The organism is Pseudomonas sp. CFBP2511 (genome assembly GCF_030209255.1).
Taxonomy (GTDB): domain Bacteria; phylum Pseudomonadota; class Gammaproteobacteria; order Pseudomonadales; family Pseudomonadaceae; genus Aquipseudomonas; species Aquipseudomonas avellanae.
Genome location: NZ_JARVSI010000023.1, coordinates 53,876 through 71,243, shown reverse-complemented (window position 1 = coordinate 71,243; position 17,368 = coordinate 53,876). Strand labels below are relative to the sequence as shown.

17 protein-coding genes and 1 pseudogene are annotated in these 17,368 nt (G+C 59.2%); 7 read left to right on the top strand and 11 right to left on the bottom strand.

Annotated features, from left to right (window positions below):
- Window positions 1-35 precede the first annotated feature (35 nt).
- Together QRN38_RS19220 and QRN38_RS19215 are read right to left on the bottom strand one after the other, a co-directional pair.
- Window positions 36-650 (bottom strand): histidine phosphatase family protein, encoded by a 615-nt coding sequence (locus QRN38_RS19220; protein ID WP_057418385.1) that lies wholly within the window; start codon window positions 648-650, stop codon window positions 36-38.
- A 77-nt stretch (window positions 651-727) separates the two neighbouring features.
- Complete coding sequence (locus QRN38_RS19215; RefSeq protein ID WP_003380754.1) at window positions 728-1,069, bottom strand: DUF5713 family protein; 342 nt, start codon at window positions 1,067-1,069, stop codon at window positions 728-730.
- Between the two features lie 354 nt (window positions 1,070-1,423).
- Between QRN38_RS19215 and QRN38_RS19210 the strand changes: the two genes are divergently transcribed.
- Window positions 1,424-2,161, top strand: a complete 738-nt coding sequence (locus QRN38_RS19210) for a hypothetical protein (RefSeq protein ID WP_057418386.1) — start codon at window positions 1,424-1,426, stop codon at window positions 2,159-2,161.
- A gap of 21 nt (window positions 2,162-2,182) precedes the next feature.
- On the opposite strand, the pseudogene QRN38_RS19205 reads toward QRN38_RS19210, so the two are convergent.
- From QRN38_RS19205 to QRN38_RS19190, 4 genes and pseudogenes are all read right to left on the bottom strand, one after another.
- Window positions 2,183-2,320: pseudogene (locus tag QRN38_RS19205) on the bottom strand (GNAT family N-acetyltransferase); the annotation flags it as partial.
- 67 nt (window positions 2,321-2,387) lie between these two features.
- Complete coding sequence (locus QRN38_RS19200; RefSeq protein ID WP_057418387.1) at window positions 2,388-2,678, bottom strand: type II toxin-antitoxin system RelE family toxin; 291 nt, start codon at window positions 2,676-2,678, stop codon at window positions 2,388-2,390.
- Window positions 2,668-2,907: a type II toxin-antitoxin system RelB/DinJ family antitoxin gene (locus tag QRN38_RS19195; RefSeq protein ID WP_002551444.1), complete on the bottom strand. Its 240-nt coding sequence runs from the start codon at window positions 2,905-2,907 to the stop codon at window positions 2,668-2,670. The genes QRN38_RS19200 and QRN38_RS19195 overlap by 11 nt, the downstream gene beginning before the upstream one ends.
- Before the next feature lie 175 nt (window positions 2,908-3,082).
- Window positions 3,083-3,544, bottom strand: a complete 462-nt coding sequence (locus QRN38_RS19190) for a GNAT family N-acetyltransferase (protein ID WP_057418388.1) — start codon at window positions 3,542-3,544, stop codon at window positions 3,083-3,085.
- Window positions 3,545-3,916: 372 nt separating this feature from the next.
- On the opposite strand from QRN38_RS19190, the gene QRN38_RS19185 reads away from it, so the two are divergent.
- On the top strand, window positions 3,917-4,411 hold the full coding sequence (locus QRN38_RS19185) for a hypothetical protein (RefSeq protein ID WP_010209025.1): 495 nt from the start codon (window positions 3,917-3,919) through the stop codon (window positions 4,409-4,411).
- Between the two features lie 39 nt (window positions 4,412-4,450).
- Here the strand turns inward: QRN38_RS19185 and QRN38_RS19180 are convergent, their stop codons facing one another.
- The 5 genes from QRN38_RS19180 to QRN38_RS19160 form a co-directional block, all read right to left on the bottom strand.
- The gene (locus QRN38_RS19180) at window positions 4,451-5,725 is read right to left on the bottom strand and encodes an OprD family porin (protein WP_005769894.1); all 1,275 of its coding nucleotides are present in this window, start codon (window positions 5,723-5,725) and stop codon (window positions 4,451-4,453) included.
- Between the two features lie 229 nt (window positions 5,726-5,954).
- A complete protein-coding gene (locus tag QRN38_RS19175; RefSeq protein ID WP_044392902.1) occupies window positions 5,955-6,161 on the bottom strand; it encodes a hypothetical protein in 207 nt (68 codons plus the stop codon).
- A 219-nt stretch (window positions 6,162-6,380) separates the two neighbouring features.
- Complete coding sequence (aguA, locus tag QRN38_RS19170) at window positions 6,381-7,487, bottom strand: agmatine deiminase (RefSeq protein WP_057418389.1); 1,107 nt, start codon at window positions 7,485-7,487, stop codon at window positions 6,381-6,383.
- 5 nt (window positions 7,488-7,492) lie between these two features.
- The gene (gene aguB, locus QRN38_RS19165; RefSeq protein ID WP_057418390.1) at window positions 7,493-8,371 is read right to left on the bottom strand and encodes an N-carbamoylputrescine amidase; all 879 of its coding nucleotides are present in this window, start codon (window positions 8,369-8,371) and stop codon (window positions 7,493-7,495) included.
- Between the two features lie 308 nt (window positions 8,372-8,679).
- A complete protein-coding gene (locus QRN38_RS19160; RefSeq protein WP_057418391.1) occupies window positions 8,680-11,592 on the bottom strand; it encodes an aminotransferase in 2,913 nt (970 codons plus the stop codon).
- 210 nt (window positions 11,593-11,802) lie between these two features.
- On the opposite strand from QRN38_RS19160, the gene rfbB reads away from it, so the two are divergent.
- The 5 genes from rfbB to QRN38_RS19135 all read left to right on the top strand — a co-directional run bounded on the left by rfbB (window position 11,803) and on the right by QRN38_RS19135 (window position 17,335).
- Entirely contained in the window at window positions 11,803-12,885 is a 1,083-nt protein-coding gene (gene rfbB / locus QRN38_RS19155; RefSeq protein WP_057418399.1) for a dTDP-glucose 4,6-dehydratase, read from the top strand.
- 80 nt (window positions 12,886-12,965) lie between these two features.
- Entirely contained in the window at window positions 12,966-13,511 is a 546-nt protein-coding gene (gene rfbC / locus QRN38_RS19150; RefSeq protein WP_044392907.1) for a dTDP-4-dehydrorhamnose 3,5-epimerase, read from the top strand.
- A gap of 170 nt (window positions 13,512-13,681) precedes the next feature.
- A complete protein-coding gene (locus QRN38_RS19145) occupies window positions 13,682-15,490 on the top strand; it encodes a sensor histidine kinase (protein WP_007246575.1) in 1,809 nt (602 codons plus the stop codon).
- Complete coding sequence (locus tag QRN38_RS19140) at window positions 15,487-16,872, top strand: sigma-54-dependent transcriptional regulator (protein ID WP_024667347.1); 1,386 nt, start codon at window positions 15,487-15,489, stop codon at window positions 16,870-16,872. The genes QRN38_RS19145 and QRN38_RS19140 overlap by 4 nt, the downstream gene beginning before the upstream one ends.
- Window positions 16,859-17,335 carry a YiiD C-terminal domain-containing protein gene (locus QRN38_RS19135; RefSeq protein WP_024667348.1) on the top strand — a complete coding sequence of 159 codons (477 nt, stop codon included), beginning with the start codon at window positions 16,859-16,861 and terminating at the stop codon, window positions 17,333-17,335. Before QRN38_RS19140 ends, QRN38_RS19135 begins: the two co-directional genes overlap by 14 nt.
- Window positions 17,336-17,368 lie beyond the last annotated feature (33 nt).

The following is a 17,368-nucleotide window of genomic DNA, read 5'->3' as shown; positions in this document are numbered from 1 at the left end:
GGGGCGGATCACAACATACAGGCCGTCTGACCGTCTTATCTCACTCTCCAGCCGGCATCGTCTGGGTGCCTGGAAAGCACATAGCCACAGCCATTGGGCACAGGGTTCGTGATTTCATACTCACGCCAGTCGGCCATTGCTCGCCCATCAATGCGCTGCGGCGTGCGCTCTATCAGCCAGGCGACGGCATTGATGAACTGCCCGTGCGAAAACACTGCGATGTACTGGGCAGGGTGCTCTGCAAGTCGAACCAGTAAAGACTGAGCCCTGGCAATAAATTCCAGAAAAGACTCAGCGCCTGCGCCTTCCGTAAACGCCGGGTCTGACCTCGCCCAATAGGCTTCGACCCAACCCCGTCTCTGCGCAACGGTGGTGTTGGTACACCGTGCGGGTTCGAGGTAGGTGAATTCCTGAATGGGCCAGGTTTCAAATGGGGTGGCAGGAAAGGTAGATACGGTGGCCATCGCCGTTGCCTGCGCTCGTGAGAACGGCGAGGCGACGATCAAGGCCGGAGCATGCGTGAATGACCGGGCCACTGACTGCGCTTGCTCGACACCCTTCAGCGTGAGAGGGATAGTTGCGTGATCCACGCTGGATTGGCCTGCATTGGCGGCACTTTCACCGTGACGAATTAGCCTGACGTGCTTCATTAACGAGGGCTCGTGCGTAGTAGAAGGCTGAGTTTGCGCTGCTGAAAATCAGTGTCTCGGGGCGTCAAGAACGTTGATCACCACTCACGCGGAGCGATCAGCTCCTCGATGTCTGCATCGGGGAAACCATAAGCGTCTGCTATTCGTATGAAGTCCTCACCAATGGTTTCGCGGGCGAAGGTCTCGATTTCGCTGCCGTTTTCTTCAAACACTTCCTCCAGGTCGTTGATTTGCTCTGTCGCCTTGTGGGTCAGGGCATACAGTGCGGTCAGGCCGGAAGGCTTTTGCTGCTCGATTTCGTGACACAGATTGACCAGCACGTCTTCGCACATTTTTACAACGGCGTCAGGGAAATACTCGTCCTGATACATGCCTTTCAGAAAGGCGTGTTTGGCCATGGTTTCGTTGGTCAACTGCATGGTTACCCCTCGTAAGGTTATGTGTTGATTGCCTGGTCTTTTCGCCGTCTGGCCATAGTGGTTGACGACTGCCATTGCCGCTTCTTTTATGCCACTTACAAGATGCCCTTCTCTCCATCGCCTGACGAGCCCCAAGGGCTTTTTTTTCGTGTCCAAGCGCGGGCTAATCCCTTTCTGGCCAGACTGAATAGCACTTCGTATCGTCATTCCCGATCTGGTCAGATAGAGCATCAGTATCGCTCGTTAGTCGTTTACTCGAAACATCTTGAATGGATTGGCCTGAGCAGCCGTTACTAAAGCTCCCCCAAACCCCGTCGATATCCTGCCTACACCCCGCAATCATGGATCGATGAAATGGTTATCTCACTCACACCCGGCAATAACACCTCTCCAACTGTCACTCTTCCCCATTCTGGCGTGACACTCACTCCGCAGCCGCTTACCGACGCGCAGAAAGAAGCGCTGAAGAACGCCGCCGCCAATACGCCCGCAGTCGTTTATCACCCGAGCACAGAAGCCCCTGCGACGACTGAACCTGTGGTCGTGATCGAAACCTGGATCGGTCGCTCGCAGTCGCCTGACTTTCCGAAGATGGCGGCGCAACACAGTAACTCGACAGAGGCGTTGAAGACGTCGTATGAATCATTCAAATCGACACTGGCGTCGGTGTATCCGGATCTTGCGAGCAAGAAGTTCGGCTTCACGATCGAGGCCGACGGCAATTTGAAAGCGACCAACAGTTCCGGTGAATTAAGCCAGGCGGACACGGAGCAGCTGAACTCGCTGTTGAATGCATCCAGTGGCTTGAAAGCGGCAGCCGCCACTTATCGGGAGACGGCTATCGACCTGGTCGATGCCGACTCGCCCTGGAGCGGCAGTTATCTGGGGCGGTACAACCTGACCAAGGAGAACTTCGCCAATTCGCTGGATCTGGGCGCATTGTTTATCCCCAAGGGATCGACGCCGTCCAAGGAGCAGGTAGACGGTATGTTCTTCAACCAACTGGCTTACAAAGGTGAGCTGCACACCAAGGAATCGGAAGCCGCGATGCTTGCCGCCCGTACAGCCGAAAAGGCCGCCACGGCAGGTTGATCACACCCTGTCAGCGACTCATCAGGCGTTGGGGCGGACGTAGTAGTTATCGAACTCGCCGCTTTCAGCGAGCTGAAAACCGTGGCGGAGGTAGAAACGGTTTGAGTCGCTTTCTTTCAGCGTGCCCACCCGCAGTCGATGGGTTGCATTAGCCTGCGCACCAGAGCTGACGGCGGGCTAAGCAACGTGTGTGTTTTCATTCGGTACGCAGTAACCCGGCCCTCATTTACCCACTCAACCGATCAGCCGCCTTACGGTAAACCTCATCTCGCTCACGCTTGTCCACAGCAACCACGAAGACCACAACCTCTTGGTCAATAACCTGATAAACCAGCCGATAGCCGCTGCTGCGCAGTTTGATTTTGTAGCAGTCGGGCAACGCATGCAGACGATTTGCTTCAACGCGCGGTGCAACCAGAATCGTAGCCAGCTTTTTCTTGAGCTGCTGACGCACGGTATCCCCTAATTTGTCCCATTCCTTCAGAGCTCGCGCATCAAACTCGAGGCTATAAGTCATCCAGTGAAACCTTGACCCGTTGCGGAGCCGCAAGGCGCTCGCGCACTGTTGCAAGCAACGCTTCGTCTTCCTCGGTCATCAGTACGGTCTTGAACGGTAGCTGGCCGCGCTCTGCCACATACTGCAGGGTTTGACGCAGCAATTCCGAAGGAGTGACGCCAAGCTTTTCAAGCTCGAGATAAGCACGCGCTTTGAGATCGTCGTCGATACGAACATTAATAGACGCCATCAGTACGGCCTCCGATTGTAATGACATTGGTCTTTACACTGACAAAAAACATTTGTCTTTGCAAGCAGGCGCACAGCTCACTTATAAATTTTCACGCCCACTGGTCGCTTTCGATGCCGCCCGTGCAGCCGAAAAGGCCGCCACGGCAGGTTGATCACACCCTGTCAGCGACTCATCAGGCGTTGGGGCGGACGTAGTAGTTATCGAACTCGCCGCTTTCAACGAGCTGAAAACCGTGGCGGAGGTAGAAACGGTTTGAGTCGCTTTCTTTCAGCGCGCCGACTCGTAATGTCGACGAAGTTGCGTCCGCTTCGGCGAACACTTGGCGAAGCACCGCAGAGCCTGTGCCCTGCCCTTGCGCATCGGGTTTGATGTACAGGTGGTCCAGCACCAGACCATCGGCGAGCGCCTTGACGACGACGAAGCCGACCCTGTTGTCGGCGACTTCGATGTAGCGGGTATCCGGCGCCGAGAAGCCTTCACGAAAACGCTCTCGAGCGCGCACCGGATCGAACCGGCCAACGCGCTCGAGGCTTTCGCGCATGGCTTCGATACGCAGTGCAACGAGGGCTTCAAAGTCTTCAGGCTGAACGGTTGTTAGCGTGACTTCGGAAGCATTTTTCAAGATCTGCTGCACTCTATTTGCTCCAGTATCAAAAGCTTGATGTCAGACACCCGATTCTGGAGTCACTTTCACCAGAAAATGAGCTCTGTGCCTGCTTTGAGTTCTGCTGGCCGACCTCACCGGCCAGGCATTCACTGTTCGTCGAGTCGCTTGCGAACGGCTTTTCCCAGGTTCTTCAGGCGATCTCGCTGGTTGCTGCTGGTAGGTTTTTCAGGAATGGTCATGGCGATGTCCCTTTGCGTCGAACAGTGCTCACAGGATGAACGGTCCCTTATGCCGGGGTTTTAAGTCGAACCGCTTGATGCAGATGGGGGTCTATCCAGCATCTTTTACACATCGGTAAGCCCAGTGCCCAGAATCATTACGGATCAGACACCTCAGCATGTGGTGGATGAGCAGCAGGTCAAATTATTTGGCTCGCCCAAGGAACGGCTGGATTTCTATCGACGCGAAATTCATTACGAAACCACTAACCTGTCCAACCGCACCAACGCTTATTTGTCGGCGCAGTCATTTCTGGTAATTGCCTACGCATCGTCGATGGCGAACATGAACACAGAATGGGGCGCGATGTTCACGCTGGTGGTGCCGCCGATGCTGGCCTTGCTGGGGCTGCTCAGTACGTTGTTCGCCTGGCCAGGCATTCGGGCGGCATGCGACATCATTCAGCACTGGCATCACAAACAGTCTCAGTTGCTGCTCAGCGAGCCTGTCATCGGGCTGACCTACGACGACTCACCGTTATTCAGCGACTGGGAGTCCAGCGAAACCGGGCCAAAAAAGTCCTTGTTGTTCTCCAAGCGCAGCCCTTGGCTGTTCAGTTTTTTCTGGATATTCCTTGGCAGCTTCGCAGTGTTCGTGCAGTTGATTGCGGATTGAGTGATAGGCGACGCTCTGTGCCACGCCGCCGCCCTCAGATCAAAAAACGTTAATCGGATAATCAACGAAAATGCGCGTTTCGTTGCCTTCGCTGTTGTAGGCCTGTGCATCATCGGAGACGCGCAGGAACGAGTTGCGCAGGCGAATCGAAAGGTCTTTGGCCGGGCCGCTTTGAACCACGTAGGTCAGTTGGCTGAAGATCTCGCGCTCGGTGCCGTCGCCGCTGCCAGCGGTGCCATCGTCGATGTTGTCGCCGCGCACGTAGGCAGCCTTGTAGCTCAGGCCAGGCATGACGACGCTGGACAAGTCCACGCCGTAGGCTGCTTGCCACGAGCGCTCGTCCTTGCCGTTGAAGTCGGACCAGTAGGAGTTGGCAAGGTAGATGGTGTTGCCGCCGTCGCCAAAACCACCGTCGTTGCGATAGCCGCCGTAGGCGTAGCCCATGTCACCGGTGCTGCGCTGGTGCGCCAGGGTGAAGGAGTGGATGCCGACGGCCCAGGTCGCTGCCAGGCTCCAGATTTTGTTGTCACGCGCATCGCTGGTGGTGAAGTCTTTATCCAGCTTGGTCTTGTAGCCGTTGAAGTCGAAGGTCAGCGACTGGTCTTGCGGCAGGGCAAAGACGTAGTTCAGGTTGACGTACTGCTTCTTGAGCACGTCTTCGTTGTCGGAAGCGTAGAACGCAGCGCTGAACTCATCGGTGAATTTGTAGCTGGCACCGTAGACGTTGATGCTTTTCAGATCACCGCTGTCGCGACCTTCGGCGCTTTTACGGGCCTCTTGGGTGAAACGTCCTGCAACCACTTCAAGCCCGTCGATCTCTTTCGAGGTGATCATGGTGCCGGTGTAGCTTTCTGGCAGCAGACGGGAATTGTCGTAACTCAGCACCGGCAATTGCGGCATCTGGTCGCCGTATTTGATGACGGTCTTCGAGAAGCGCGCCTTCACCGCTGCACCTGCCCGAGACAGGTCATCGGCCGCTGCGCCACTGTCGCCCTGCTTGAAGAAATCGATACCGCCGTTGCCACTGCGGCCCTTGCCGCCATCCAGGCGAATGCCGTACAGCGCAAAGGCATCGACGCCCACGCCAACCGTGCCTTGAGTGAAACCGGACGCGAAGGTGCCCATGAAAGCCTGGCCCCATTCGGACTTGTCTTCCCGGTCGTTTTTATAATCGCGATTGATGTAGGCGTTACGCAGGTTGACGGTCAGCCTGCTGTCCTCAACAAAACCCTTTGAATCTGCCTGCCCTTCGGCCATGGCCTGACTGGCACTGATGATGCCCAAAGCGAGCATGCCCATACGTTTGGTTAGCATCCTGTCTTCCTTTTCTGCGAATTGACACGCGCTGTGGCGACGGCCAATGGCCGTCCTGGCTTCCAGCCTCTGAACAAGCAGTATAGAGAGCCGCACGAGAATCGCAGTGGACTACTGATGCACGTACAGGGGGTCTGGCCACAGGCAGTGGGGCGCGAATCCTAGTCCCGGTGCCTGAAGGTGTCAAACGCGCAGATGGCCGAGCCAGAGCGTTCGGCCTGAGTGTTGTCTAGTCAGTCAGAACGCGGAGCAATGCTTCAAATTCAGCATCGTTGAACAGTCCTGCCGGGTAGCGCCGCAACAGCATCGCGCGCACATCCGGTCTTGGTTTCGCAGGCCTGGTTGTCCTTAACCAATCCGCCATCAACTGGCGGGCCTCGTTACTGGGAGAAGCAGAGAAACCACGAACATACTGCTGGTTCATACCTGCGTTCATAACGAAAACCTCTTGATTCATGAGGGGCTAAATCTACTGCCGCCGTGTGACAGTCAAGCTAATGAAACGGTTTTTCGCCAATCGGATTTACAACAATTTCCACTGAGCCTGCGTGAAATGTAGTTATAAGATAACGAAAAAAAGCCCATCAGATGATGAGCTTGATAGAGCAAGATCGGGACCAACCAGTTGCTGTCAGATACAACTAGTCATGAAGCACTAGGCCTTGAAAGGGGCTGGCTGTTGCTGCGTCAGGCAGTGAATATTGCCCCCGCCGAGCAGCAGCTCCCGGCCTGGTGCCATCACCACTTCGTGCTCCGGAAACAGCTTTTGCAGAATTTCACGGGCCTTTTCGTCCATCGGATCATCGAAACTCGGCGCGATAATGCCGCCGTTGACGATCAGAAAATTCACATAGGAGCCGGCCAGGCGCACCGATGGGTTGCGTTCCTGGCTGCCGTGCACCTGATCGACGCCTGCGCATTCTTCTTCTGTCGCGAACAATGGGCCGGGAATCGGCATTTTATGAACGATAAACGCACGACCCTGCGCATCACGGCTGTTTTCCAAAATACTCAACGCGGCATGGCAGCGTGGGTAGTTGGGGTCTTCGGGATCATCGGTCCAGGCCAGTAACACTTCGCCCGGACGGATATAGCAGCAGAAGTTATCCACATGCCCGTCGGTTTCGTCGTTGAACAAGCCATCCGGCAGCCAGATGATCTTATCCACAGCCAGGTAGTCGCTCAGTACCGCTTCGATCTGTTCGCGGGTCAGGTGCGGATTGCGGTTGCGATTGAGCAAGCACTCTTCAGTGGTGATCAGTGTGCCTTCGCCATCCACATGGATCGAGCCGCCTTCCAGCACGAAGCCTTGGGTGGCATAACGTGGGCAACGCTCGATTTCCAGCACCTTGCTGCCCACTTGCGAGTCCAGATTCCACGGCGCGTACAAGCCGCCATCGAAGCCGCCCCAGGCATTGAACTCCCAGTTCACGCCACGCAGTTCGCCACGGTCATTGATGACGAAGGTCGGGCCGCTGTCGCGCACCCAGGCATCGTTGCTGCTCATTTCCACGACGCGAATGTTGGGCATGTCCAGCCGCGCACGGGCGTTGTCGTACTGCGCAGCAGACACTGCCACCGTGACCGGCTCGAAGCGGGCGATGGCCTTGGCGATGGCAACGTGGGCGGCCTGGGCGGGCTTGCCACCCAGGCGCCAGTTGTCCGGGCGCTCGGGCCAGACCATCCAGACCTGGGTTTGCGGTGCCCATTCGGCAGGCATGTGAAAACCGTCGGCGCGTGGCGTGCTGTTGAGCGTGGTCATGGCGATCAGGACTCCAGCGAACCGTCGAGGGTCTTGACCGCGCCGTACAGGTTCGGACGGCGATCACGGAACGTGCCCCAGGCGCTACGAATGTGCTCCAGCTCGTCCAGGTCGAAGCTGTGAACCAGCACGCCTTCTTCGGTTTCATTGAGCTCGGCGACTTTCTCACCGAACTGGTTGGCGATGAACGACGAGCCATAGAAGGTGATGTCGTAGCCGTCCTGCTCTTCGTTGCCGATGCGGTTGCTGGCAATCAGCGGCATCAGGTTCGCGCCGGCATGGCCTTGTTGCACACGCTGCCAGTGGTCGCGGGAGCTGATGGTCTTGTCATGCGGCTCGCTGCCAATGGCGGTCGGGTAGAACAGGATTTCTGCGCCCTGCAACGCCATGCTGCGCGCGCATTCCGGGAACCACTGGTCCCAGCAGATGCCGACGCCGATTTTCGCGTAACGGGTCTGCCAGACCTTGAAGCCGGTATCGCCTGGGTTGAAGTAGTACTTTTCGTGGTAGCCGGGGCCATCCGGTATGTGGCTCTTGCGGTAGATGCCCAGGTTGGTGCCGTCTGCGTCGATGATCGCAATGGTGTTGAAACGCGCACGCCCCGCCAGCTCAAAGAAGCTGATCGGCAGCACGACTTGCAGCTCTTTGGCGATTTTCTGGAAATGCTTGATCGCAACGTTGGAATCCAGCGTAGTCGCCAACTGCAGATAGTCCGCGTTCGGCTTCTGGCAGAAGTACGGGGTTTCGAACAGTTCCTGAATCAGGATGATCTGTGCGCCCTTGGCGGCAGCTTCACGCACCAGCTTTTCAGCGGTTTCGATGTTGGCTTCCAGATCCCAGGAACAGGCCATCTGGGTAGCAGCGACAGAAACGATACGGCTCATGAAAATATCTCCAGGGGCGGATGCAAAGGACTTATCACCATAGCAGACGGGCGATGACGATTATGGGGGGTCTTTATAGCGGATAAAAATCGGTATTAAAAGCGAAAAATTCAGCGATAGCACGGTATTTTGTTATTTTTGCCGATATTAATCTGATTATATTTCATGACTGTGCCTATTCCTGCGAGCTGGGTATGACGCGGAGCGTCACGAACGGCATTCCCACGCTGTGGAACGATGGACGTCCGGGCGCCACCTATCGTGCCCATGCTCCGCGTGGGTATGCCGTTCTGGACGCTCTGCGTCCTCTATTCCAGTTCGTACAGCACCTTCGACACGTTATCGACGAAAAAATCCACACTCTGGCGAGTGGTGCACATCGGCGGTTTGATTTTCAGGATGTTCAGGTGGTCGCCGGTCGGCTGCATGAAGATGCCCAGCTCACGCAAGCGCTCGCAGAGTTGCGCGGTTTCTTCTGTGGCGGGTTCCAGGGTCTGGCGGTCGCGGACCAACTCAACGCCCAGATAAAACCCCATGCCATGCACCGCGCCCACCAGCGGATGTTTATCGGTCAGTGCTTGCAGGCGTGCCTTGAAGTGGTCGCCGACAATCCGCGCGTTGTCCCACAGTTTTTCTTCCTCCATGACCTCCAGCACCGCCATGCCGATTCGGCAACTGACCGGGCTGCCGCCAGATGACGAGAAGAAGTAGCCTTCAGCCTCCAGCGCTTCGGCAATCTCACGACGGGTAATGACCGCGCCCAGCGGGTGGCCGTTGCCCATGCCCTTGGCCATACTGATGATGTCCGGGACCACACCCTGCTCTTCAAAGCCCCAGAAGTAATGACCCAGGCGGCCATAGCCCACCTGCACTTCATCTGCAATGCACACGCCACCCACCGCGCGAACCTTTTGATACACCTGCTGCAGATAGCCCGCCGGCAACGAGATGCCGCCCGCATTGCCATACACCGGCTCACAGATAAAACCCGCCACCTGGCGCTGCTGTTCGGCGAGCGCTGCCAGCACCTGATCGACACTGCGCACGTACTCCGGCGCGCTGTCTGCGCCACGGTACGGCCCGCGATAAGTGTTGGGCGCAGTGACCGGGTGCACCCAGTCGGGACGGGTGCTGAGCGCCTGCGGATTGTCGGCGATTGACGTGGAAATGGCATCGGTTGCCACTGACCAGCCATGATAAGCCTCCAGCACGCTGAGCATGTCGCGCCCGCCGCTGTAGGCCCAGGCCAGCCTGATCGCCAGATCGTTGGCCTCGGTGCCGCTGTTGACCAGAAAAACCCGGTCCATGCCGTCGGGCGCAAGTTTGAGCAGGCGCTCGGAAAACTCGGCAATCGCCGCATAGTGAAAGCGCGAATTGGTGTTGAGCAGCGACCACTGCCGCGCCGCTTCATAAGCCATGCGCGGGTGGCCGTGGCCGAGGACCGCGACGTTATTGAGCATATCCAGATAGGAACGGCCCTGCATGTCGATCAGGTGATTGCGCCAGCCGCGCTCGATCTGCGGCGGCGCCTGATAGTAGTGTTTTTGCGAGCGGGCGAAGCTGGCATCACGGCGCGCCAGCAACTGCGCGGGGTCTGCAAGCGCCGGCGCGTCGCAGTCAAAGCCGAGCAGCATTGAAGGCGATGGGCAGAACCTGCGCCAGGCGGCCGCCCAGGATGGCGTGGTGAAAAGTGGCGGGCTGAGGTCTGGCGCGGTGCACAGTTGCAGCAACAGCGAACCGCCGCCCTGCCCGATCAACGTGCCTGCTGACACGTGATCCGCCAACGAAGCATCCGGCAAAACGCCCCACAGCTTCAGGCTTATTGCGTCACCGACCAGCAGCAATGCCGCATCTGCCGTCAGTCGTAAAGTGCCGCTGAAGGGAGCATGCACAGCGGTGCCGGCGGGCACGTGCAGTTCAACGTGCAAGGCGAACGTCTCGGGCTCTTTCGCGCAGTCAGGCAAGGTGCGCGACAGCCGATACTCGCCGAAACGACTGGCCGCCAGGCCATCGTCACCGGCCGCTTGCGAGAGCAGGTATTCATCGATACCGCCCTGCTCCCAGTTGCCTGCAACGAAGTGTTCACTGAGCACGCCCAGATCAACCACTGTCGGCGTGAGCCCCGGCAGACCGGGCAACAGCGGCTGGTAGACGGGCTGATCGACAGACGGGAGATCTACCCCTGCCGCCTGCAGAATCGCCGCTTCCATCAGGGCCATCGGCACTGAAGTCGCAACGTCGAAGATGTTCCATTCGCCAGCAAGGTTGGCCTGAATGTAAGCGTTGCCTGGCTCGACGCTGGCCTGCTGTTCGCTGCTGAGTACCAGCACCGCAGAACGCGCCACGATCAGCGGCCAGAGCGCCTGTAACTCTTCGCGCTTCAACGGATTGAGCGCGTGGTAGGCGCGAATGGCCGGCAGGATGTACAACGGATCGCCCTCGGCATGGTGCAACAGCGCCGCGCAGGTTACCGAAAGGTCAGCCACTCGCCAGGTGCTCACCAGATCGCCGAAGTCGATCAGCCCCTGCATTTGCCACTGGCGCTGCGAATCACGCAGCCAGACCACGTTGTGCTCGGTGATATCCAGGTGCACCGCCTGTATCGGCAGTGAAGGGATCAACGGCAACAGGCGACGATGAGCCTGCTCGCCCGCTTCAATCACGCAGGCACGGGCATCGGCGTCCTTGATGACGGGCAACAGGTGCTTGATCAGCGCCTGAGCATGGCGCGGGTCCCATTGCAGGATGCGCTCCAGGCCAGGATGCTCGAAATCGGCCAGCGCCAGATCAACGCGGGCGCACAACTCGCCCAGCCCGACCACGATGTCATGGCTCAGGTGCCCGACATGCCCCAGCGACTGCCCGTCGATAAATTCCAGCAAGCGTACGTGCACCGCCTGCCCGTCGACATCGACGGACAACAGCGGCTCGGTGTCATTGGCGCGTATCACGCCGGGCACACTGACTGCGCGGTGGCTGGCCAGGTGTTGCAATGCCGCGTGCTGGGCCATTAACTCGCGGGTCGAATACGCCCCGTGGCAGATTTTCAGCACGTAACGCCGCTTGTCGGTTTCAAGCAAAAAATTACGATCTTGCTGGCTACCCAGCGTTTTCAGCGTGCCGCTCAGGCCGTAATGCTGCGCAAGCAGTTGCAGCGCCTGATCCACGCTCACTTCGGGGCACGGCAGACTGGAGCGGCGGATGAGCGTGGCGAGCGGCATTGAGGAAACCTCGATCATGTTGTCAGGCCCCGGCTCGGCGAGCAGGGCTTTATAGGCAGCCGGGCGACTATAGCAATCAGGCCGATTGATTCAGATCGAAAATCGGCTGAGTTTTATTCGTTCGAGTGCTCAGGTTTAATGACCTCATCCTGTCATACGCGCTCAAGCGCTATGCTGCACTACTTCCAGAACACACAAGAAGGTCAGTTCATGCGAATACTCGTCACTGGGGGCGCGGGCTTCATCGGCTCCGCACTGATCCGCCATCTGATAAACAACACCGAACACGACGTGCTGAACTTCGACAAATTGACCTACGCCGGCAACCTTGAGTCGCTGCAGTCGATTGCGAGCAACACGCGTTATGAATTCGTGCAGGCCGATATTTGCGATCAAGCCAAGGTCAGCGCAGTGTTGGAGCGGTTCGCGCCCCAGGCGATCATGCACCTGGCGGCCGAGTCCCACGTCGACCGCTCCATCGATGGCCCGGCCGAGTTTGTGCAGACCAACATCGTCGGCACTTACAGCCTGCTGGAGGCCACGCGCGCCTATTGGCTGAAGCTGCCGGACGTCGAGCGTCAGGCGTTCCGCTTTCACCATATTTCCACCGACGAAGTGTATGGCGACCTGCACGGTGTCGATGATCTGTTCACTGAAACCACGCCCTATGCGCCCAGCTCGCCTTACTCCGCGAGCAAGGCTGCGTCCGACCACCTGGTTCGCGCCTGGCATCGCACTTATGGCCTGCCGGTGGTGGTGACCAACTGTTCCAACAATTACGGACCGTTCCACTTCCCCGAAAAGCTCATCCCGCTGGTGATTCTCAACGCGCTGGCGGGCAAGCCACTGCCGGTATACGGCAACGGCCTGCAAGTGCGCGACTGGCTGTACGTCGAAGACCACGCGCGGGCGCTGCTCAAGGTCGTGACCGAGGGCGAAGTCGGTGAGACGTACAACATTGGTGGCCATAACGAGCAGAAGAACATCGACGTGGTGCGTGGCATCTGCTCACTGCTCGACGAGCTCGCCCCGCAGCATCCGGACGGCGTGCAGCATTACAGCGACCTGATCACCTATGTGGTTGATCGGCCGGGCCACGATCAGCGCTACGCCATTGATGCCAGCAAGATCGACAACGAGTTGGGCTGGACGCCTGAAGAAACCTTCGAGTCCGGGCTGCGCAAGACCGTGCAGTGGTACCTGGACAACCTGGACTGGTGCCGCCGGGTTCAGGACGGCAGTTATCAGGGCCAGCGATTGGGTTTTACTGACCCGAAAGACCTGATTGCCTGAGCGCCGCACTTTTCGACCGGCACGCCTGAGTGCAAACTGTCGAACAGCCACTATTTATTGAAGATTGCAGGGGAAGTCACGTGAACGTAGTAGCCACACAACTGCCGGAAGTCCTGATTCTGGAGCCCAAGGTATTCGGTGATGAACGAGGCTTCTTCTATGAAAGCTTCAACGCAAGGGCCTTTCAGGAAGCCACTGGCCTGACCCGGCAGTTTGTACAGGACAATCACTCGCGCTCGCAACGAGGCGTACTGCGCGGCCTGCATTATCAGATCGAAAACGCGCAGGGCAAGCTGGTGCGCGTCACTGTCGGCAAAGTGCTGGATGTGGCTGTGGACATCCGCCGCACTTCGCCGAACTTCGGGCGGTGGGTCGGCGTCGAGCTGTCCGCTGAAAACGCCCGTCAGTTGTGGGTTCCGGAAGGGTTTGCGCATGGTTTCGTGGTGCTCAGCGAGCATGCCGAGTTCCTTTACAAGACCACCGACTACTACACGCCTTCGGCCGAGCGCTGTATCGCCTGGAACGACCCGGACCTGGCGATCGACTGGCAGTTCAACGGCGAGCCCAGCCTGTCAGCCAAGGATCAGCAAGGCAAAAGCCTGAAAGACGCCGATCTGTTTTCCTGAACCGATGACCACAGGCACCTCGGCGCAATGTCCGGGTGCCTGACACGTCGGCGGCGGGCATAATACGCGCCTGATGCCCACGTCAGGATCGACCGGGTGTTTCTGTTGCCTGCACCGGCCTTCTCGCCGACAGGCATCGTCAATCACTCGGCGACGGCCAATCGATGACCATGACTCCCGCTCTGCCGCCCCGCCCACGCTGGCGCAGCCTTGCCCTGCTGGCGCTGTGCCTGGCGCCGTTATTGTGGCCGCTGGAGCATCTGGCCGAGCGTTATTACCGCAGCGTATTGGCCAATCAGAATCGCCAGACCCTGGACCTGTACGTCGCCAACCTGCTCGGCACCCTGCACCGTTATGAAACCCTGCCGCAGATTCTCGGCGACCTGCCAGCCTTGCGCGGCGCACTGGTTGCACCGCATGACAGCGAGACGCTGAAAAACGCCAATCGCCTGCTCAGTGACATAACGCGCCAGACCGGCGCCGATGTCATGTACCTGATGGACGCCAACGGCCTGACCCTTGCCGCTTCCAATTCAGAGCATAAAGACAGCTTCATTGGCCGCAACTTCTCGTTTCGTCCGTACTTCATCGATGCGCTGGCGGGCAGAACCGGCCGTTTCTTCGGTCTGGGCACCACCTCGGCCAAGCGGGGCTACTTCTTTGCCGGGCCGGTACGCGATGGCGAGCGGGTGATCGGCGTGCTGGTGGTCAAGGTCGATCTGGACCACACCGAAACCCTGTGGGGCAAGACCCCCGAGCAGCTGTTACTGACCGATCAGAGTGGCGTGGTGATCCTCACCTCCAACCCGGAATGGCGGTTTCGAGCGACCCGCGATCTGACCGATGACGAGAAAAAGGCCATTGTCGCGATCCAGTCCTACCCGACCCGCGATCCTCGCCCGTTGAGGATTGACGAGCACGCCTGGCTGGCCCAGACCCAGGCTATCGAGGAGACGGGCTGGAACGTGAATATTCTGGCGCCCCGCTCGCTGGTTGATCGCCAGGTACGCACGGTGGTGGCAATTGGCGGCGCGGCGCTGCTGGTGTTGATGCTGCTGCTGGGCTTGATGATGCAGCGTCGTCGTCACTACCTGGACCGCATCGCCTTCGAGGCCAAGGCGCGACGCGAGCTGGAAATGCGCGTGATCGAGCGCACCAGCGATCTGGAAGGCCTCAACAGCCGACTGCGCCAGGAAGTGCTGGAGCGTGAACAGGCGCAGCAGGAACTGGTGCAGGCCCAGGACGAACTGGTCCAGACCAGCAAACTGACCGCGCTGGGCACCATGTCGGCGAGCATCAGCCACGAATTGAATCAGCCGTTGGCCGCGATCCGCAGTTATGCGGAGAACGCCGAAGTGCTGCTTGATCATCAGCGTACCGAAGAGGCGCGCGGCAACCTCAAACTGATCAGCGAACTGACCGGGCGCATGGCCTCGATCATCGCTCATTTGCGCGCCTTCGCCCGACGTGACCGTCATGCGCCTGAAAGTGTGGCACTGCAGCCGGCGCTGGATGACGCGCTGGCATTGCTGACCAAACGCCGTCGCGCGATGGAAGTCGAACTGATTCGTGACCTGCCCGACGCGACGCTGTGGGTGCAGGCCGGTGAAACGCGTCTGCGTCAGGTGCTCGGCAATCTGCTGGCCAACGCGCTGGACGCCCTCACCGAAAAAGGCCCGCCGCGCCGGCTGTGGATAAGTGCCGAGCAAACCGCCGACGGCGTCAACCTGTACATTCGTGACAACGGCCCCGGGTTTTCTCAGGAAGCACTGGCGCGGGCCCGCGAGCCATTCTTCACTACCAAGACCCGCACCCAGGGCCTTGGGCTTGGGCTGGCGATCTGCGACACGCTGATGCGCGCGCTGGGCGGCGAGTTACTGTTCGCCAACCACCCGAGCGGCGGCGCAGTGCTTACCCTGCGCCTGCGTGCCGGTGCTTCAGGGGCCAATCTTCAACCGCCAGAGGACCTTTCCGCATGAGTTCGGAAACAGCCATCGACAGCCAGATTCAAGTGGTGCTGATCGACGACGATTCGCACCTGCGCCAGGCCTTGCGTCAGACGCTGGACCTGGCCGGTCTGAACGTTCTGTCGCTGCCCCAGGCTTCAGGCCTTGCCGAACGTATCGGCCGCGACTGGCCGGGCGTGGTGGTCAGCGATATTCGTATGCAGGGCATGGATGGCCTGGAACTGCTCGACCAACTGCACGAGCAAGACCCCGACCTGCCGGTGCTGCTGATCACCGGTCATGGTGACGTGCCATTGGCGGTCAAAGCCATGCGCGCCGGGGCTTATGACTTTCTGGAAAAACCCTTTGCCAGCGACGCCATGCTCGACAGCGTGCGCCGGGCTCTGGCGCTACGCCGCCTGGTGCTGGATAACCGCAGCCTGCGTCTGGCATTGAGCGATCGCCAGCAGTTGAGCACCCGGCTGATCGGTCAGTCACCGTCGATATTGCGTCTGCGCGAACAGATCGGCGCCTTGGCCGGAACGCGCGCCGATGTGTTGATTCTGGGCGAAACCGGTGCAGGCAAAGAAGTCGTCGCCCGCGCCCTGCATGATCTGTCCAACCGCCGCAACGGACCGTTTGTGGCGATCAACGCCGGGGCGCTGGCCGAGTCAGTGGTCGAAAGCGAGCTGTTCGGTCATGAGCCCGGTGCGTTTACCGGCGCGCAGAAGCGGCGCATCGGCAAGTTCGAGTTTGCCAATGGCGGCACGCTGTTCCTCGATGAAATCGAAAGCATGAGTATGGATGTGCAGGTCAAGCTGCTGCGCCTGTTGCAAGAGCGTGTTGTCGAGCGGATGGGCAGCAATCAACAAATCCCGCTGGATATCCGCATCATCGCCGCCACCAAGGAAGACCTGCGTCAGGCGGCTGATCAGGGCCGTTTCAGGGCTGACTTGTATTACCGGCTGAACGTGGCCTCGCTGCGTATCCCGCCATTGCGCGAGCGTGGCGAAGATGCGCTGATGCTGTTTGAGCATTACGCCGACGCGGCCAGCATGCGCCACGGTATTCCCCAACACGAACTCAAGCCGGGTCAGCGGGCGCTGTTGTTGCGCCACAACTGGCCGGGTAATGTGCGCGAGCTGCAAAACGCCGCCGAACGTTTTGCGCTGGGCCTGGAACTGGAGCTGGAAGGCGGCGATGCCGAGCAGGCGCCACCGCCGGGCGGCGGGTTGAGTGATCAGGTGGAAAGTTTCGAGCGGGCCTTGATCGCCGCCGAGCTGGCTCGCCCACACAGCTCTGTACGCAGCCTGGCGGAAGCGTTGGGTGTACCGCGCAAAACCCTGCACGACAAATTGCGCAAACACGGCCTGACGTTTGGCGACAGCGGTGGAGCGTCCGATGACAACGATTGAGCCCAAGGATGACCTGGCAGCCCGCGAACTGGAGCGGGTGCTGCACCACGACATCCCGCTGACCCGCGACATGGGCATGCGCGTGATCGACTGGCACCACCACACATTGCGCCTGCATTTGCCACTGGCCCCCAACGTCAATCACAAGAGCACGCTGTTCGGCGGCAGCCTGTACTGCGGTGCAGTGCTGGCCGGCTGGGGCTGGTTACACCTGAGGCTGCACGAAGTGGGCATTACCGATGGGCATATCGTGATTCAGGACGGGCAGATCAGTTATCCGCTGCCCGTGCGCAGCGACGCGATTGCTCGCTGCGATGCGCCAGAGGTGGCGCAGTGGGAAAAATTCCTCACCACCTACCAACGCCGAGGCCGCGCCCGCCTGACCTTGCACACCTGCATTACCGCGCAGGATAGTGACGAACAGGCCGTGCGGTTTGTCGGGCAGTTTGTGTTGCATCGGTGAAGCTTGTGCGGAGCCGATTCACGCTTGTTTCCA

Coding starts and splice junctions, on each gene's coding strand:
- QRN38_RS19220 (WP_057418385.1), bottom strand. CDS start 650: ATGAAGCACGTCAGGCTAATTCGTCACGGTGAAAGTGCCGCCAATGCA.
- QRN38_RS19215 (WP_003380754.1), bottom strand. CDS start 1,069: ATGCAGTTGACCAACGAAACCATGGCCAAACACGCCTTTCTGAAAGGC.
- QRN38_RS19210 (WP_057418386.1), top strand. CDS start 1,424: ATGGTTATCTCACTCACACCCGGCAATAACACCTCTCCAACTGTCACT.
- QRN38_RS19200 (WP_057418387.1), bottom strand. CDS start 2,678: ATGACTTATAGCCTCGAGTTTGATGCGCGAGCTCTGAAGGAATGGGAC.
- QRN38_RS19195 (WP_002551444.1), bottom strand. CDS start 2,907: ATGGCGTCTATTAATGTTCGTATCGACGACGATCTCAAAGCGCGTGCT.
- QRN38_RS19180 (WP_005769894.1), bottom strand. CDS start 5,725: ATGCTAACCAAACGTATGGGCATGCTCGCTTTGGGCATCATCAGTGCC.
- QRN38_RS19175 (WP_044392902.1), bottom strand. CDS start 6,161: ATGAACGCAGGTATGAACCAGCAGTATGTTCGTGGTTTCTCTGCTTCT.
- aguA (WP_057418389.1), bottom strand. CDS start 7,487: ATGACCACGCTCAACAGCACGCCACGCGCCGACGGTTTTCACATGCCT.
- aguB (WP_057418390.1), bottom strand. CDS start 8,371: ATGAGCCGTATCGTTTCTGTCGCTGCTACCCAGATGGCCTGTTCCTGG.
- QRN38_RS19160 (WP_057418391.1), bottom strand. CDS start 11,592: ATGCCGCTCGCCACGCTCATCCGCCGCTCCAGTCTGCCGTGCCCCGAA.
- rfbB (WP_057418399.1), top strand. CDS start 11,803: ATGCGAATACTCGTCACTGGGGGCGCGGGCTTCATCGGCTCCGCACTG.
- QRN38_RS19145 (WP_007246575.1), top strand. CDS start 13,682: ATGACTCCCGCTCTGCCGCCCCGCCCACGCTGGCGCAGCCTTGCCCTG.
- QRN38_RS19140 (WP_024667347.1), top strand. CDS start 15,487: ATGAGTTCGGAAACAGCCATCGACAGCCAGATTCAAGTGGTGCTGATC.
- QRN38_RS19135 (WP_024667348.1), top strand. CDS start 16,859: ATGACAACGATTGAGCCCAAGGATGACCTGGCAGCCCGCGAACTGGAG.